At 40.0% G+C, this 17,599-nt stretch carries 15 protein-coding genes and 2 tRNA genes; 8 read left to right on the top strand and 9 right to left on the bottom strand.

The window, feature by feature from the left end; translation table 11 throughout:
- The first annotated feature begins 59 nt into the window (after positions 1-59).
- On the top strand, positions 60-1,142 hold the full coding sequence (locus IMO47_RS10545; RefSeq protein WP_196075612.1) for an SDR family oxidoreductase: 1,083 nt from the start codon (positions 60-62) through the stop codon (positions 1,140-1,142).
- Positions 1,143-1,196: 54 nt separating this feature from the next.
- On the opposite strand, the gene IMO47_RS10540 is transcribed toward IMO47_RS10545, so the two are convergent.
- Positions 1,197-1,952, bottom strand: coding sequence for an SDR family oxidoreductase (locus IMO47_RS10540; RefSeq protein WP_196075568.1), 756 nt, complete (start codon positions 1,950-1,952; stop codon positions 1,197-1,199).
- Positions 1,953-2,056: 104 nt separating this feature from the next.
- Between IMO47_RS10540 and IMO47_RS10535 the strand changes: the two genes are divergently transcribed.
- Complete coding sequence (locus tag IMO47_RS10535; protein WP_196075567.1) at positions 2,057-2,953, top strand: LysR family transcriptional regulator; 897 nt, start codon at positions 2,057-2,059, stop codon at positions 2,951-2,953.
- A 2-nt stretch (positions 2,954-2,955) separates the two neighbouring features.
- Here IMO47_RS10535 and IMO47_RS10530 read toward each other — a convergent pair whose 3' ends face one another.
- On the bottom strand, positions 2,956-3,843 hold the full coding sequence (locus IMO47_RS10530) for an SDR family NAD(P)-dependent oxidoreductase (RefSeq protein WP_196075566.1): 888 nt from the start codon (positions 3,841-3,843) through the stop codon (positions 2,956-2,958).
- Between the two features lie 359 nt (positions 3,844-4,202).
- Entirely contained in the window at positions 4,203-4,556 is a 354-nt protein-coding gene (locus IMO47_RS10525; RefSeq protein ID WP_004825435.1) for an SEL1-like repeat protein, read from the bottom strand.
- A gap of 308 nt (positions 4,557-4,864) precedes the next feature.
- Between IMO47_RS10525 and IMO47_RS10520 the strand changes: the two genes are divergently transcribed.
- The 4 genes from IMO47_RS10520 to IMO47_RS10505 are packed head-to-tail and all read left to right on the top strand — an operon-like array spanning position 4,865 to position 11,163.
- Positions 4,865-5,293, top strand: a complete 429-nt coding sequence (locus tag IMO47_RS10520; RefSeq protein ID WP_227552170.1) for a cation transporter — start codon at positions 4,865-4,867, stop codon at positions 5,291-5,293.
- 57 nt (positions 5,294-5,350) lie between these two features.
- A complete protein-coding gene (locus IMO47_RS10515) occupies positions 5,351-6,715 on the top strand; it encodes a TolC family protein (protein ID WP_196075564.1) in 1,365 nt (454 codons plus the stop codon).
- A 1-nt stretch (position 6,716) separates the two neighbouring features.
- Positions 6,717-7,994 (top strand): efflux RND transporter periplasmic adaptor subunit, encoded by a 1,278-nt coding sequence (locus IMO47_RS10510; protein WP_196075563.1) that lies wholly within the window; start codon positions 6,717-6,719, stop codon positions 7,992-7,994.
- Positions 7,984-11,163 (top strand): CusA/CzcA family heavy metal efflux RND transporter, encoded by a 3,180-nt coding sequence (locus tag IMO47_RS10505; RefSeq protein ID WP_196075562.1) that lies wholly within the window; start codon positions 7,984-7,986, stop codon positions 11,161-11,163. The genes IMO47_RS10510 and IMO47_RS10505 overlap by 11 nt, the downstream gene beginning before the upstream one ends.
- Positions 11,164-11,244: 81 nt before the next feature.
- Here the strand turns inward: IMO47_RS10505 and IMO47_RS10500 are convergent, their stop codons facing one another.
- A complete protein-coding gene (locus IMO47_RS10500) occupies positions 11,245-12,045 on the bottom strand; it encodes a DUF4198 domain-containing protein (protein ID WP_196075561.1) in 801 nt (266 codons plus the stop codon).
- Between the two features lie 144 nt (positions 12,046-12,189).
- Between IMO47_RS10500 and IMO47_RS10495 the strand changes: the two genes are divergently transcribed.
- Positions 12,190-13,143, top strand: coding sequence for a cation diffusion facilitator family transporter (locus IMO47_RS10495; protein ID WP_196075560.1), 954 nt, complete (start codon positions 12,190-12,192; stop codon positions 13,141-13,143).
- A 39-nt stretch (positions 13,144-13,182) separates the two neighbouring features.
- Here IMO47_RS10495 and IMO47_RS10490 read toward each other — a convergent pair whose 3' ends face one another.
- From IMO47_RS10490 to IMO47_RS10470, 5 genes are all read right to left on the bottom strand, one after another.
- Positions 13,183-13,524, bottom strand: coding sequence for a hypothetical protein (locus tag IMO47_RS10490; RefSeq protein WP_196075559.1), 342 nt, complete (start codon positions 13,522-13,524; stop codon positions 13,183-13,185).
- A 152-nt stretch (positions 13,525-13,676) separates the two neighbouring features.
- Positions 13,677-13,752 (bottom strand) — tRNA-Glu (locus IMO47_RS10485).
- Between the two features lie 26 nt (positions 13,753-13,778).
- A tRNA-Ala gene (locus IMO47_RS10480) sits at positions 13,779-13,854 on the bottom strand.
- A gap of 58 nt (positions 13,855-13,912) precedes the next feature.
- Positions 13,913-15,421: a glutamate--tRNA ligase gene (gene gltX / locus IMO47_RS10475; RefSeq protein ID WP_196075558.1), complete on the bottom strand. Its 1,509-nt coding sequence runs from the start codon at positions 15,419-15,421 to the stop codon at positions 13,913-13,915.
- A gap of 138 nt (positions 15,422-15,559) precedes the next feature.
- A complete protein-coding gene (locus IMO47_RS10470) occupies positions 15,560-15,871 on the bottom strand; it encodes a DUF4179 domain-containing protein (RefSeq protein ID WP_196075557.1) in 312 nt (103 codons plus the stop codon).
- Positions 15,872-16,248: 377 nt separating this feature from the next.
- Between IMO47_RS10470 and IMO47_RS10465 the strand changes: the two genes are divergently transcribed.
- Complete coding sequence (locus IMO47_RS10465; RefSeq protein WP_196075556.1) at positions 16,249-17,241, top strand: sulfate ABC transporter substrate-binding protein; 993 nt, start codon at positions 16,249-16,251, stop codon at positions 17,239-17,241.
- Positions 17,242-17,599 lie beyond the last annotated feature (358 nt).

Below are 17,599 nucleotides of genomic sequence, written 5' to 3'. Positions count from 1 at the left end.
GACTGTGGAGTGTACTCTATCCTTTAGATTAAGTGTGAACATAAGGAGCGTAGCAAGTGATGCAAAATTATCAAAGCACAGAAAAAATTACATTGGTCGCAGGTGCAACAGGGTTTATTGGTAAATTTCTGGTGGCACAGTTACTTCAAGACAATGAACAAGTTTTTGCGCTGTGTCGAAAGCGTGAGCAGCAAGAACCAAGTTTGAGAGCCTGGTTGGAAAAACAGGATATAAATCATCAAAAATTGCAGTGTATACAAGGTGATATAACCTTGCCAGACTTGGGTATTTCAACAGGGGACTGGAAACGGCTTGCAACTGTGACTCATTTGGTGAATACCAGTGCGTTATTTGCATGGAATCTGTCCATGCAACAGGCACGTGAAGTGAATGTTCGGGGAGTCATTAATTTACTTAAAAACGTGAATGCTCACTGTCACTTGAAACGGGTAATTCATCTTTCTGGCTACATGTTGACACTCGCTCAAAACCTAGAAGATGCTGGGATTGATCGGAAAAATATAGAAAAAACAGATTGGCAGCACGTGTATCAAAAACTAGGTGCTTATGAGGCTTCTAAAATTGAGGCTCATTTTGCCTGGATCAAATGTGCGCAAGCATTGAAAATTGATTGGACGGTGATACATCCTGCAACAGTCATAGGAGATGAATACTCTGGAGAAATCACCAAACATCAGCCGATAGAGCATCTGATTACTCAATTGAAACAACACAAGTTGACTGCAATTCCTGCAACCCCTCAGCATTATTTGCCTTTAGTTTCAGTGAATATGCTGGTTCATGCGATATGTAAAGCCTCACAGGATCAATTGGCAGTAAATCAAGAGATACTGATTGCTAATCCCACCCAGATTTCTTTACAGGCACTGATTCAACATGTGGCAGATCGCTTAAATCTTAAAGCCCCACAATATTTTGTTTCTCTCAATATTTTAAAATTAATTTTAAAATGGAAATGGCTTGCTCAAAAGTTAGAGTTATCTGCGGAAATGTTAAATTTCATTCGTACAGAGCAATTGAATATTGATGCGTTTTTAAAAATGAATCAAAACTGGAAAATACCTGAAACCAATCTCAAGCAAACGATTGAACGGACGGCTGAATGGGTCAAGCAAAATTAAGAGGATAAAGGAAAAGTGCCCATTGAATAAAATGGGCACTTTTCTCGAGCAGCATTATCGTGTTGTATAACCACCATTGGCAAAAATAGTCTGTCCTGTAATCCACCAGCCTTCTGTGACTAAAAAACGAACCAAAGGTTCAATGTCTTCAATTTTGGTTAAGCCACCCAGCGCTGAGGCAGATTTATGATACGCCACAGCTTCAGGCGCTTCTTGACCATAGAAAAACGGGGTATCCATTGGACCCGGTGCAACTGCCGTGACGGAAATACCCCGCTCTCCGTATTCCTTTGATGCAGCGCGAGTATAGTGTTCAACCGGTGCTTTTAAGCCTTCATAAGTTGAGTACAAACCGGTATAAGCAGCCAAAAGGCTGGTCACGATTGAACAAATTTTTCCACCATTGTTGAGATGTTTCCCTGCAGATTGAATGAAGAAATAAGCAATTTTGTTGTTGATCTCATTCATTGAATCGAACTCTTGTTCTGTTGTTTCAATCAATGGTTTTTTTAATACTCGACCGACCGTATTGATTGCAATATCGACACCCCCAAAAGTCTCTTTAGCTTTGATGAATAAGGTTTCAATATTCTCAATATTAGAAAGATCTGCTTGTATCAGTGTTGCGTGCGCACCTGATTGTTCAACCGCTTTAAGTGTTTCTTCCGCATCCTTTTGTGTTTCAGGGCTGTTGTAATGAATGACAAGATTTGCCCCGTGTTGTGCGAATTTACGAGAAATCAAACCACCTAAATTTTTTGCTCCACCCGTAATAATCACTGTTTTATCTCTTAAGTCATGTGAGCTCATTTTATTTTCCAATCTTCACCAGTAATATTGAAATTCTAGAAGCTATTTTTTATTCTACATAGTGAGTAGAATCGAATAGATTGTTTGAAAAAATTGAATAATAGATGGATAAAATAGAGCGGTTTAAAATTTTTTGTCTTGTTGCAGAAAAGCATTCATTTGCACAAGTGGCAAAAGAGTTAGACTTACCACGTTCCACAATTACCTATGCCATACAAGCTCTAGAAAAAGAATATGAAATTTTGCTGTTTAATCGAACTACTCGAAAAGTCAATTTAACCAATGATGGAATGCAGTTTTTTCTGGAGGTCAAACATTTAATTCTACAGTCTGAAAAATTAGATCATTTCAAATTAAAAAATCGTGAGCACATAGGAAAAATTAAAATTGGTTTGCCTTTGCGTATAGCAACACAATATCTTATTCCTTATCTTGATGAATTTTATGAAAAATACCCAAATGTTAAAATTTCGATTTATAGCCATGACCGTTATTCAGATTTAATTGAAGAGCGTTTGGATTGTGTGGTTCGTGTGGGTAAGGTGGAAGATGAAAATTTAATTGTAAGACCGATTGCCCATGTTGATTTATATACTTTGGCTTCACCTGATTATCTAAATAGGCTGCAACGGCCATTGAGCTTGGCACATTTGCAAGAGCATTTTTTGATCGGATATCAAATCAAAAATTTAGATACAGATTTTGAGCGCTTGTGTTTTAAAAATATTCAGATCAATCTTCCCTACAAACTGTGTGTAGAGGACACGGAAAGCTATTTACATGCCGCTTTACAGGGATTGGGAATCATTCAGATTCCAGCGTTTGATGCACTGCCTTTTATTGCACAAAATAGGTTGATTCAAATTTTTGAACAACAGCCTTGTCTCAGGATTCCTGTTAATTTTTTATTTTTAGAACGAAAATACAGACCTGTTTATTTTCAATTCTTTATTGAGTGGCTAGAAAGCTTACTTAAAAATAAGCTTTCTAGGGTGTCTTAAACTTACCAATGTTCGCCAGGGAATAAACGCGCATATGCACGTTGAACAAGATTTAACTTTTCTTGCTTTCCTACAGATGCTGTAGAGCTTGGGAATAGGTTAAATCCAATCGACATTAATTTATTGTTGATTCCCGGTGCAATCGAGTAGGTAATCGATGCTAGACGTCCTAAGTTTGTTGCGACTTTCTTCGGACGTTTGACAATTGCATAAGCCACCAGATCAGCAGCCTGTTCTGGTGAAAGGGTCGGAACGTATTTATAGATTTTTGTAGGTGCAATCATAGGCGTGCGCACTAAAGGCATATATACCGATGTGATCGCAATTTTATGTGAGTGAACTTCGGCAGATAAGCAACGGCTAAAGGCGTCTAAAGCCGCTTTTGAAGCAACATAAGCAGAGAAACGTGTGGCGTTTGCCAATACACCAATAGAGCTAATATTGATGATATGACCATCTTTACGGCTCATCATCTGCGGTAAAATGTTGAGGACTAAGCGCACTGCTCCGAAATAGTTCAGTTGCATGGTACGTTCAAAGTCATGGAAACGATCGACAGACTCATGGACTGCACGACGAATTGAACGTCCTGCGTTATTGATTAAAATATCAATATGATCCACGGAAGCGATGATTTGCTTAGAAACGCGATCAATCGCATCCATATCATTTAAATCACAGGGGAAAATATCCGCTTTTCCACCTTCCGCCTGAATTTCTGCTTGAACTTCTTTCAATGTTTCTTCTGTACGGGACACTAAAAGTACATGAGCACCTGCCGAAGCAAGTTTTTTTGCAACCGTTAAACCAATACCACTAGAAGCACCAGTGATTAATGCAATTTTACCTTGAACCTTTTCTTGAAAAAGTTGCTCCAATTTCTGATTCATAGCTATTTTCCTGATTTTGCTAAAATGAATATATGAGCTGTATTTTTAGTTTCTGGGTGAAGCTATCCTTGTATAAAAGATAGTCAGTTTTATTGGGGGCAATAATATACAAAAAAAATAAAATTACTAGTGGTAAACCTCTGAATTTAAAAAATATTTTAGAGTAAATACTCTATAGTTTTTTTATTTATTTTGTGATTTTTACCATATTGAAATTAATTTTAAAAGTTAAAACCATCGTTGTTTGAGTGAAAAATAAACAAATGAATTCAGTTGGATAATCAACTATAACCGAGCAATAAACAGAGCTTGTTTAAGCTCTGTTTATACGGGAATATATACAACACTATTAACATAATTTATGAAAATGCAAGTTCGTCATAGGCTTTCTTTAACTGTTCTTTTGCATGCAGATGACCTTGATGCGCAGCTTGTTCAAGCCACTTCTCAGCATGACTATAACTACGGTCTAAACCCAGTTGTCCGTTGAGATAACTTAATCCCATTTTATACTGGGCTTCCTGATCTCCGCGTAAAGCGGCTCTGAGATAACACCACATCGCATTACGATTTGCGATTTCATCTGAACTCAAATGTTGATCTTCAAAATCATGGGCTTGTGCTTTTTCAAGCGTAGCTTCAGACGCATTTTGTTCAAATGCTTGGCGAGATGTGGAATCTCCTAAAAAACGGTTAAAAATATGCACCAACATATAAAACCTCCTTGCTAATCCATTAACAAAGTAAAAGAGATTGCTAATCATAAAAAATTGATTAGATATCAGTAAATCTAGCTGATTTTGTAAACTTTGCAAATAATTTTATGTAAGTTTGTCAATTGTGTTTTATATACTTTTGTTTATATTAATCTGGTTTAATAAAGACTTTAGAATTTTTAAAAATTACCTTTCTGTAATTTGAATAGCGCGCCAAAGTTGCTATATTCATCATGTATTTTGATTTTGAGTCTCAATCTGTGAAACGTTCAGGTGTTTTCATCACAGTCTTGCTAAGTTTGTTCATGTTCCAGAGTCTCTGGAATGTGGCGGCAGCTTTTTGTGATCATGAAAAAAGCACGGGACTCTATCAGAAATCAGCCAGTCAGCATTTTGGTCATCATAGTGCGCCTGATTGTGTGCAAGATCAATTACAGCATCCCCAATTAACGGCAAATCACGCGTCTGAAGTGCAAATGGATCATGGGTTTTCTCAGCAGAAAACAGCGCATCAGCATGATGCACACGCCAACGATTTTCTGAGTCATCTCAATGATGACCATAGTGACCATTTGCCTTCTTTAGTCCACTTTATGGTCGTGGATGATCAGCAACATGCTGAGCAACCTAAATTCATAGCTTACTTAGAAGCGCCTTTTATTGGCTGGAACAACTTGTACCAGTCACCTGATCTATATTTTCCTAACCCGCCGCCTCTCTTATCCCCGCTATAAGGTGGGGTAGCCGAAAAATCACTCACCGCTAATACTTGAATTTAGTGGAGCATTTCTATGCCTAAAAAAACATGTAAAACCGTACAAAAGTTTAGATTTCGCTTTAGATTGTCTGTGCTTGGAGCACTTATGGTGGGTATTGTAACTTCTACTGCTTGGGCGAATGATTCAAAACAGTCATTAACTCTGCAGCAGGCAATCGCGAAAACAGAGCAGTACCAGCAAACACAAAATATCTGGCAAACTCAACAGCAGATTGCGGATGCGAATATAAAACAAGCAAAACTGTGGACAAATCCAGAGATATCCATACAGCAAACAGGCTTCGGTACAAATGAAGATAAAGAGCTTGCGCTAGGTATTTCTCAACGCCTGGATCTTTTTGGTGAACGCAAATCTGTTCAAAAATTGGCACAACTTTCTAAAGATCAAAGCAATCTAAATCAGCGAATATATCAAGCTCAGCTCGAACTTGCTGTTAAATATTTATGGTCGCAACTGGCCATTTTTGAACTGGAACGTAGTGTGGTTCAAGAGCAGCTTAAAGTCAGTGAAGAAAACCTGAATGCCATCCAGAAGCGTTATCAGGCAGGTGGTGTTGCACAGGTTGATGTAGATCGGGTGCGATTGAGCCATGCTGAAAATGCGCGCTTGTATCGTCAAGCTGATCTGCAAGTTCAGATTGCGAGACAGCAATTATCAAATTTATGGGGAGATGCGGATAAATCGATCGGCATCAACCTGAGTCCCCAATCATTGTGGCCATCTTCTTCCCATCAACAAGTACAAGAATATTTATCGGATAATTTATTTGAAAAATCACGTCGTTTACAAGTGTTGCAGGCAAAAGCGACAGTCGATCAGCTCAAGGCCTCGGCGCGTCCAAATCCTACAGTGAATTTTGGCGTAAACCGCACACGGTCACCTCAAGCTCAAACTGATAATGCGCTTGTGGTGGGTGTATCGATTCCATTGAATATTTTTAACCGCCAACAATACGGTGTGCAGATTGCACGTGCTAAAGAAGATTTATTAAACAAACAGCAAGAATTCTATCTTCGTCAAAATGCTTTGCAGGTCGGCACATTATTGACCGAACTCCAGGGATTGGAAGTGCAATTCAATGCTGTGGATCAGTCTCAGATCCCACTTGCTGCTCAAGTACAACGTAAAACTTTAATGGGTTTTACCGTGGGTAAGTTTGCTGTAACGGATGTACAGCAGGCAACTTTACAATTGCAAGATGTACGTTTACGCAAAGTGCAATTACTCAAAGAGGGATGGCAACGTGCCATTGAGGCAGAAAGTTTGAGTCTAGGCATTGAACCGAGTCAAATCATGGCGAAAGATGCGATCGCACAAATCAATCAAAACTTATGGCAAGAGACTCAAGCACTACCAGTGATTGGTGGGGGAAATTAATATGCTAAATCAATTTAAATCGTTTCAGCATCAGCAGGGCAAAATTTCTCAACGCCTACTGATCATTGTTGCTATTGCCCTGACAGCCCTTATTGCAATGGCTTTACTTTTTTCATCGAAGAAAAGCTCATCAAAAGAGGAGGGGCATGCCGAGGAAGGTCATGCGCATGGTGAAGAAGGTGCTGCGGAATCGGCTCAGGGAGGGGCAAATGAAGCTGGGCACAGTGAAGAAGAGGAAAAAGAAACAATTAGTCTGACTGCACAGCAGATTACTGAACAAGGCATACAACTTGCCAAAGCAGAAATGGGTGCTGTTTTAAAGTCAGCTTCTTATCCTGCAAAAATCATGGTCAATACGGATCGACAGGCGCATGTCTCTCCTGCTTTTAGTGGGCAAGTGATTTCTGTAAATGTTGAGCTGGGGCAACGTGTGCAAAAAGGTCAAGCATTGGCAACGCTTGTTGTTCCGGATTTAGTTGACCAGCAAGCGAACTTACAGATTGCACAAACAGCAATGGAACTGGCGCGTCAAGATTATGAGCGTGAGCGTCAGTTGTGGTCACAGGGCATCTCTGCAAAGCAAGATTATCAGCGTGCATACAATGCCTATAAACAGGCTCAAATACAGGTGCAAGCAACAAAATCTCGTTTGTCTGCTTTAGGGGCTTCTTCTGGAAGTCAGGGGCGTTATGTCATGACAGCGCCAATTGCAGGTATTATTAGTAAAAAAGACTTAGTCATGGGGGAGAATGTTCAGCTTGCCAGTCAATTGTTTGTGATTGATCAGTTAGATCAATTGTGGCTTGAATTTATTGTCCCAAGTTCCGAATTTTCATCTATTGCACCGAATCAACAGATTGAGTTTAAGTCTTTACAAACAGGTAATACTTTCACGGCTCAGATTCAAAGTTTAAATACTGAAGCTGATGCTCAAACTGGACGTTTACAAGTGCGAGCCAAAGTATTATCCAATGCTGCTGAATTACGTCCAAACTTAATGGTGAATGTCCAACTTCAACAGCCAGGCTCTGCTCAGGCATTACGTGTATTGAAAAGTGCCATACAAAAAATAGAGGATAAAGATGTTGTATTTATTGCCAGCGAGCATGACAAAAAGGTTGAATTTAAAGCACAAGCTGTAGTCTTGGGGCAGGTATCCAGTGATGGACAATGGATTGAAATTCAGTCAGGTCTAAAGCAAGGGCAGCAATACGCGGCGCAAGGCAGTTTCTTACTCAAATCTGAACTGGAAAAAGGAGAAGCGAGCCATGACCATTAAGGATTCTCCAGACGCTCAATTAGATTTAGAAAAAGACCAGGAATTACCTCAGGCAGAGGGACTATTTGATCGACTCATTCAATTCTCCATTAAAAATGCGATATGGGTAATACTGTTTATCGTGGCGTGGATTGGTGTTGGTGTCTACAGCTATCAAAAATTACCGATTGATGCAGTACCTGATATTACCAATGTCCAAGTACAAGTGAACACTCAGGCAGCTGGGTTTACTGCATTGGAAGTCGAGCAGCGAATCACCTATCCCATTGAAACTGCGATGGCAGGGCTGCCCAAGCTTGAGATGACCCGTTCAATTTCTCGCTATGGCCTATCACAAGTCACCATTATTTTTAAAGATGGCACAGACATTTATTGGGCGCGCCAACAAATTAATCAGCGTATACAAGAAGCTCAAACAGCACTACCTGATGATATTTCACCCACGATGTCGCCAGTGTCGACAGGTCTGGGAGAAATTTATCAATGGGTGGTTAAAGCTAAACCCGATGCCAAGAAAGCTGATGGAACTCCCTACAGCGCCATGGATTTGCGTGAAATTCAGGATTGGATTGTTAGACCACAATTACAACGAGTACCCGGGGTAGCTGAGGTTAACTCCATTGGTGGCTTTAATAAAACGTATGTGGTCACCCCTGATCTCAATCGTCTGCAACAACTGCAAATACCGCTCAGTGATTTGCAGAATGCTTTGACTTTAAATAATGAAAACCGTGGTGCTGGTTTTATCGAAACCAATGGTCAGCAATTGACTGTGCGTGTTCCTGGAATGCTCAGCAGTATTGAAGATATTCAAAATGTCAGCATTGGCAATAAAAATGGTTTTCCAATCCGTGTTGCTGATGTTGCCAGCGTGGCGATTGGACATGATCTTCGAACTGGTGGTGCAACTTATAACAGCCAAGAAACCGTGCTTGGTATTGCCATGATGATGATGGGGGAAAATAGCCGTACAGTCGCACGTGCCGTGGATGCCAAAGTTAAAGAAGTTCAGCAGTCTTTACCTAAAGGTATCGTGATTGAAACGGTTTATGACCGTACTGATCTGGTTGAAAGAGCAATTAAAACTGTACAGAAAAACCTGGTTGAAGGGGCGATTCTGGTCATTGTTATTTTGTTCTTGTTTTTAGGTAATTTCCGTGCAGCTTTAATTACTGCCTGTGTAATCCCATTGTCCATGCTCTTCACTTTAGCGGGTATGGTGGAACAAAAAATCAGTGCGAACTTGATGAGTCTCGGTGCATTGGATTTCGGGATTATCGTAGATGGCGCAGTAGTGATTGTGGAAAACTGTATTCGCCGCTTAGCAGAAGCTCAACATGCTAAAGGACGATTATTGTCACGATCAGAGCGCTTCAAAGAAGTTTTCCTTGCAGCAAAACAGGCACGTCGTCCATTGATTTTTGGTCAATTGATTATTTTAGTGGTGTATTTGCCTATTTTTGCTTTGTCAGGGGTTGAAGCTAAACTGTTCCATCCCATGGCAATGACGGTTGTATTGGCGCTTCTGGGGGCGATTATTCTTTCCGTGACGTTTATTCCAGCAGCGGTGGCGCTGTTTGTGAATGGTGAAGTGAAGGAAACAGAAAGTCGCTGGATGCTTTGGTTAAAGCGTAAATATGAAGCGGTATTGAACTTAGCCTATCATTTCAAAGTGTTTGTCATCACGCTTGCACTATGTATTTTATTTTTGACAGGTCTACTTGCAACGCAGATTGGAAGTGAATTTGCACCGACACTGAGTGAAGGAGATTTTGCAGTACAGCAAATGCGTTCCCCGAGTACCAGTTTGGAACAATCTTTAAGAATGCAAGAAAATACCGAAAAATTGTTACTTAAAGAATTTCCGGAAATTAAAGCCATATTTGCCCGCACAGGTACCGCAGAAGTGGCAACAGATGTAATGCCACCGAATATTTCAGATGCAGTGGTCTTGTTAAAACCGCAGAAAGAATGGAAAAACCCGAAAGAAAGCATAGATGAATTACGTCAGCGAATGATTGCTTTTCTTGCAACATTGCCGGGTAACAACAGTGAGTTTTCGCAACCGATTGAACTACGTTTCAATGAATTGATTTCAGGGGTGCGCAGTGATGTCGGAATCAAAATATTTGGCGATGACATGGATATATTGAATCAGCAGGCGAGTAAAATTGCCCAACAGGTTCAAAGTATTTCAGGTGCATCTGCGGTTAAGATCGAGCAGACATCAGGTCTACCTTTGCTGAATGTTGAAGTCAATAAAGCAGCAGCAGCGCAATATGGATTATCTGTAAGAGCCATACAGGATTTGGTTTCAACAAGTGTGGGCGGGCAGAATGTTGGACAGATTTTACAAGGGGATCGTCGTTTTGACTTCGTGATCCGTCTAGATGATGCGCAACGTACCCCAGAACATTTGGCTGTCTTGCCGATTCAAACACCGAATGGTGGCTTAATTCAGTTACAAGACGTCGCTAAAGTTGAAAATATTTTAGGGATCAATCAGGTGAGCCGTGAGAATGGTAAACGTCGGGTTGTTGTCACCACAAATGTAGAAGGCCGTGATCTAGGATCTTTTGTTTCGGAACTGCAATCTACGTTAGCGAAACAGGAAATGCCGGCAGGTTATTGGCTGAGTTATGGAGGGCAGTTTGAAAACCTCACTTCAGCCAAAGCCAGAATGCAGTTGGTGGTTCCATTGGCTTTGATTACGATCTTTATTTTGTTAATGGCAGTTTTCCATAACTTTAAAGAAAGCTTATTGGTCTTTACAGGTGTTCCATTTGCGCTATGTGGTGGCTTGATTGCGTTATGGCTGCGAGAAATACCGCTGTCTATGTCTGCCGGAGTCGGCTTTATTGCACTCTCTGGTGTGGCGGTGCTGAATGGTCTGGTCATGTTGACATTTATTAAGGAATTGCGTCAGCAACTCGATATTTATCATGCCACTTGGCAAGGTGCAATTTTGCGTTTAAGACCTGTATTGATGACTGCCTGTGTTGCATCTCTAGGTTTTGTTCCAATGGCATTGGCGACAGGAACAGGGGCTGAAGTACAGCGTCCACTGGCAACTGTGGTGATCGGAGGAATTATGTCGTCTACGTTGTTGACCCTGGTGATTTTGCCTGTGATATATCGCTGGATGAATGAGCGTAAAGAGAGAAGTTAGCAAGCTGCTGTTTATCTGTGAAAACAAAACCCTCTTTCTTGGGTAAGCAAGGAGAGGGTCTCTGTATTTTGTGAGGTTTTATTATTTGTCTGCGGGTAATACGCCCAAGCTAATGATGGTGTAGTTTTGATCGACTGGTTTTGCTGTTGAATTGAAGGCTTCACTGACTTCAACCAGATATTGTCCAGAATTCGGGAAAGTGAGTGTGGCAGAGCCATCAAGAGCGACGGGAACTTTTAAAGCTTGTTTATCGGTTTGACCTTGAGCTCGAACAAGCAACTCAGCATTTTTGAGTGCTTGTCCGGATTTTTTAATCAGGATTTGTACAGGTTGTTGCGCAGTGATGTCATTGGGATGGGTTTTAAACTCAACCTTTATCACTGCATCAGTTTTGTTTTGGAATGCGGAAGGTTTATCTTTTGAAATATAGCTTTGGATTGACCATGCACGCTGAATACTGACGGGGACAGGTACTTTTTTGAAATCAGTTGGGATCACGTAGTCGCGTTCAGAAATATTTCCCGCTTTATCTGCAGCAACATCGAAAAGCATTTTCCATTCTTTATGATGTTGTACATATTTGAGAGGAAACGAAACTTGAGTAGCCAGTTGATAAGTACCTGACTGTGGTAAGGTCAGATCAAAAACAGTCGCAGATTTTAAAGTACCCGCAGGTTGAATGTGTAATTGACTTTGATCAGGTTGAATGACTGTTAAAGCTGCTTGTTTAAGTGCATGTTCAGCATTGAGAGCTTCTTCTGCATAAGCTCCAATCACTGGAATTTGTGAATTTGTAGTGATGTAACTTAACGGTGCAATATAGGGTTCATGTGCATTGCTATAAGAACAAAACAGTAGGGCGAGTGCAAGATATTTATTCATTGTAGACATCCTGTTGTGAGGTGTAGTGTCAAATCAAAAAAAGCTGTACAGGTATTATATAGAGAAAAATTATTATTGATAATAATAATTATTATCAATAAAAGGAAATGAACTCCCCATTTATAAAATAACGAGAGGTCTGAAATGAGTGAACAACAAGGGCATGACCACAGTCATGCCAGGGTTACAGAGGGCAATGTTAAAAAACTAAGCTTTGCATTGCTATTGACCGGTACTTTTTTGATTGTTGAAGTGGTCGCTGGTTTTATCACACAGAGTTTGGCATTGCTGTCGGATGCCGCACATATGTTTACCGATGCAGCTGCGCTCGCAATTGCATTGGTCGCGATAAAAATTGGAAAATTACCCGCGGACAACAAGCGTACATTTGGCTATCAGCGTTTTGAAATTCTGGCAGCTTTGTTTAATGCGCTGATGTTGTTTGTAGTTGCAATTTATATTCTTTACGAAGCTTATCAGCGCTTTAGCCAACCTCCCGAGATTCAAAGTGTGGGCATGATGATTGTCGCCGTTATCGGTTTGGTGATTAATCTTATTTCGATGAAGATTCTATTTTCAAGTTCCCAAGAAAGTTTAAATATCAAGGGAGCTTATTTGGAAGTCTTGAGTGATGCGCTTGGTTCAGTGGGTGTTGTCGTCGGTGGCGCAATTATTTATTTTACCGGTTGGATGTGGGTCGATACGGTAATTGCTGTGCTTATCGGGTTTTGGGTCTTGCCAAGAACATGGACTCTACTCAAACAAAGTATCAATATTCTTTTGGAAGGGGTGCCTGAGGAAATTGATATTGAGAAGCTGCGCAATGATCTGTTATCGATAAAGGGCGTAGAAAGTATTCACCAACTCAAAGTCTGGGCAATTACCTCCAAAAATGTTCATTTAACGGTTCATTTATATGCACCTGAAGCAGACCGGAACCCGCTGTATCAACAAGCAATGGAAATGCTGAGTCATCAACATGGGATTACTGAAATGACCCTGCAAATCGAGGATGATGCAGATATGGTGGATTCACATACAGCACCAGAGCATGTTCAAGGTTCATCCATGGCCCAAGAAAAAAACCATTCACATTAATGTGAATGGTTTAGTTTCTAAATCTATTGAGTGATGTCTCTAGATTTGCCATTCATGGTTACAGTCGCGACACTTCCAGTTTTTATTGGCTTGCATAAAAGATTGCATGGAAATTTTAAAATCAGGAAGATCACGCCAAAAAAGCACACCGGCAATCACTGTTGCGATAAACACAACAACTGTTGCAATCTGCAATGTCTGACCTGCGCCATTACTGAAAATCCACATCACGATACTGATGACAACCAAAAGCAATAAAATAAAGAGTAGCGGAATCAAAAATACCAAACTTTTAGGTACAACTGGGCGAGCTGCAGGTGTGCTGCCGTTTGCAACTGGAAGAATTTTCCGGCTTTGACACTTTGGACATTGGTATTGCATGGTGACTCCATATTAATCATCTTGCTATTATTCTAATCGTTCTCATTTAGAATGCAAAAAAGACTGGACGAGTATAATCAATCAAAATTTAGAGAATAAAAAACCCAAGTCATAATGCTTGGGTTTTTATAAAGATGTCACCATCTTGAATATGGCGTCCCTACGGGGATTCGAACCCCGGTTACCGCCGTGAAAGGGCGATGTCCTAGGCCTCTAGACGATAGGGACAGATGAGGCAACACAAGTAAAACTTTTGGTGGAGTCAAGGAGGATCGAACTCCTGACCTCTACAATGCCATTGTAGCGCTCTACCAACTGAGCTATGACCCCCAGTCTGTGTGAGCGCAATATTAGGGATATTGCGCCTTCACGTCAACAGAAAAATGAATTAAGCTTCGTTGATTGCATCATTTTTCGGCAATTTGATGCTTTCATTCAGCTTTTCCCAAACTTTTGCTTCTTTTTTGCTCGGACCACCCACAATTTCAAGTGCATGACGTAGACGTGCAAAGGTTAAGTCTGGACCAATCGTCACCATTGATTGCATAACAGGAGTCGATGAAGTTGAACCAGCAATCGCGATAAAGAATGCAGGCATGAAATCACGGAGTTTGATTTCCATTTGATTCGCCAAATCCATCAGGGTTTGGCTCACGGTATCATTATTCCAGGTAAATAAGCTTTCCAAACGCCAGATGGCAAACTGTAAACTTTGGCGAACTTGCTCTTCACTGAGTTTTTTACTTTCAAACTGTTCCTTGGATAAGGTAGGGAATTGATTGAAATAAAAGCCTGCCCAATTAACCGCTTCAGAAAGTAAGTGAATACGGGGTTGAATTGCTGCTGCAATGTCCTCAAGGGTTTTACGGTCTGCTTTCCAAGCCAAGAGCGTATTTAACAGTTCGGCGGGAGTAAGCGCCTTAATCCATTGTCCATTTAACCAATTGAGTTTTTCAACATCGAAAATAGGACCACCCAAAGACACACGTTGAATGTCAAAATGCTCAATCATTTCAGCTAAAGTAAACTTTTCGCTTTCATCTGGCATTGACCATCCCATGCGACCTAAATAATTGAGTAATGCTTCAGGAAGTACGCCGATATCTTTGTAATAATTGATGGATGTTGGGTTTTTACGTTTAGACAATTTTGATTTGTCAGGATTACGCAACAATGGCATGTGGCATAAGGTTGGCATTTCCCAACCAAAATATTGATAAAGTAACTGGTGTTTTGGTGCCGATGGTATCCATTCTTCACCACGAATCACATGGGTAATTTCCATTAAATGATCGTCGACCACATTCGCCAAATGGTAAGTTGGCAAACCATCCGTTTTAAGCAAAATTTGCATGTCTACTTGAGACCATGGAATTTCAACTTCGCCGCGCAATAAGTCGTTGAATTGGCAAATTCCCTGTTCTGGCACTTTCATGCGAATCACATGTGCTTCACCAGCGGCAAGACGTTGCTGTACTTCTTCCTGGGAAAGTTTTAAACCACGCCCATCATAACGCGGTGTTTCACCACGGGCTTGCTGTTCTGCACGCATTTGATCAAGTTCTTCAGCTGTCGCAAAACAATAGAAGGCATGCCCTTTTTCAACAAGCTCTAATGCATATTGTTTATAAATTCCCATACGTTCAGATTGGCGATAAGGTGCGTGTGGACCACCGACATCTGGACCTTCCGACCAATTTAGTCCTAACCAACGCAATGAGTCTAAAATCATTTTTTCAGACTCTGGCGTAGAGCGAAGTTGGTCTGTATCTTCAATACGCAGAATGAATTCACCACCGTGTTGTTTGGCAAAGCATAAATTAAACAAAGCAATATAGGCTGTCCCGACATGAGGGAAACCTGTTGGAGAGGGTGCAATACGAGTACGGACTTTCATAACCAAATATTATTCAGAATGTAAATTAAAACTATTATAACGAAAAAGCCCAGTCGCTTAAGGGTTAATTCACCAATAAAGGACTGGGCTTTTAAATTCTTCTGAGGAGAAAAGAATTTATCTTATTAAATCAATCAGCTATGAAGTATGTGGTTGGAAAATTGCTTGTACAAAACGCGAAAACTTTTGATGTTGTTCAGCTAAAAAGTTTTGTGATGGTGTCGTTTTTAGTGAAGTTAAAACTTTGATTTGATCTTTGTCTGAGATCAGTTTGCTTTCACCACGTTTTTGCTGATTGAGCGCTTTTTCAATCGGTGACTGTTTGTCGGATACCACAATCATAGATTGTATTGGTCGAGTGGTGTCTTTAATGACTGCACTGTGACCTGTTTGTGCCATGATTGTTAGTCCTAAGCTGATACCTAACAATTTTAAATATGGATACTTCATTCCATCTACTCCCCCGGATGGTCGATTTTTTTTCTTTAACAAGGTGTGTTTAACACGGTTATTGTAGCAAAATAAGTTACAAAAAGCTTAACTACGTCACATTTTTTAATAATACTACACAAAAAATGTTTAAAAAACAACCATTGAAACGAAATGTAATAATTAAATTAATATCATATAAATATGGATGAATCGTGAAGAGTTCAAGTATACAATAAACTGTTTAGAAAAGATTCGAAATTATTGAGCTGTTTATTGCATGATTTTGAATATCTTTAAATATGATAAGAATAGAGTTTATATTTATAAGTAATTGATTGTTAAATCAAAATAATAAAAATATAGTGCATTCTAGTCACTGAAAAACCGAGAAACTAATGAAAAGACTACTGCTTTTAAGTGCAATCAGTTTGATTGCCGTTGGGAATACATATGCGGCAAAAGAATTCTTAAATGTATCGTATGATCCTACCCGAGAATTTTATCAAGAATATAACAAAAGTTTTGGACAGTTCTGGAAATCGAAAACGGGACAAGATGTTGAGTTTAAACAATCTCATGGGGGGTCAGGCAAACAAGCACGCTCAGTGGTCGATGGTTTGCAGGCCGATGTGGTGACTCTGGCATTGGCAAACGATATTGATGAAATTGTAAATGCAGGTTTGATTGAAAAAGGTTGGCAGAAAGAGTTTCCGAATAACTCAGCACCTTATACCTCAACAGTGGTGTTTCTGGTCCGAAAGGGCAATCCAAAAGGTATCAAGGATTGGAATGATCTTGTAAAACCGGGTGTTGAAATTATTACCCCTAACCCTAAAACAGGTGGGGCACCGCGTTGGATCTATTTATCCGCTTGGGGCTATGCTTTGAAACAGCCAGGTGGTAATGATGCCAAAGCACGTGAATTGGTGAAAAAGATTTATAAAAATGTCAAAGTTTTAGACTCTGGTGCTCGAGGTTCTCTGACCACTTTTGCTGACCGTGGTATTGGTGATGTATTGCTGTCTTGGGAAAATGAAGCAATTTTGGCAACCTCTGGTCCAGATAAAGACAAATATCAGATTGTTTATCCGTCAATTTCCATTCTCGCTGAACCTTCGGTTGCCATTGTTGACAAAGTTGTCGATAAAGATGGCAACCGAAATCTAGCCAAGGGTTATTTGAACTATCTCTATTCACCTGTAGGACAAGATCTTGCAGCAAAATACAATTTCCGTCCCCGTGACCTAAAAGCCGCTGCCAAATATGCTGCTAAATTTCCAAAAATCAAATTGTTTACCATCGATCAAGTTTTTGGTGGTTGGGCAAAAGCACAGAAGGTGCATTTTGCCAATGGTGGGGTATACGATCAATTTACAGCTGAAAAGTAATCTTTTAGAAAGCAAGGCCTTTGATCTAAACAGGCTTTGCTTTTTCCTTCAACATCATATTTTTTTCAATTTTGGTTTCTAATCATTTATCAGATTGTTGTGGTAATCGTTTTGATGCGCACATTATTGACCATTATTTTATAAGAGTTATCGTCGCCCCAACATGAAGGTTTTCAGTTTTCGATCTTTTATCTGATGTGATCAATATAAATAATAACTCAGCAATAACAGCGTAGAGACTCGGAAATATTCATCAAGATCAAGCATGGTTTATCTGTGTTCAGTTTTAAATTTTATATCCTTGCGCTTTTGATTGAAGTTTATTGGCTTATTTCATATATTTAGAATAATTTTAAAT

Source organism: Acinetobacter sp. Res13-Abat-PEC15-P4-01 (assembly GCF_015676285.1).
GTDB lineage: Bacteria > Pseudomonadota > Gammaproteobacteria > Pseudomonadales > Moraxellaceae > Acinetobacter > Acinetobacter nematophilus.
This window is presented reverse-complemented; position numbering and strand designations above follow the sequence as displayed.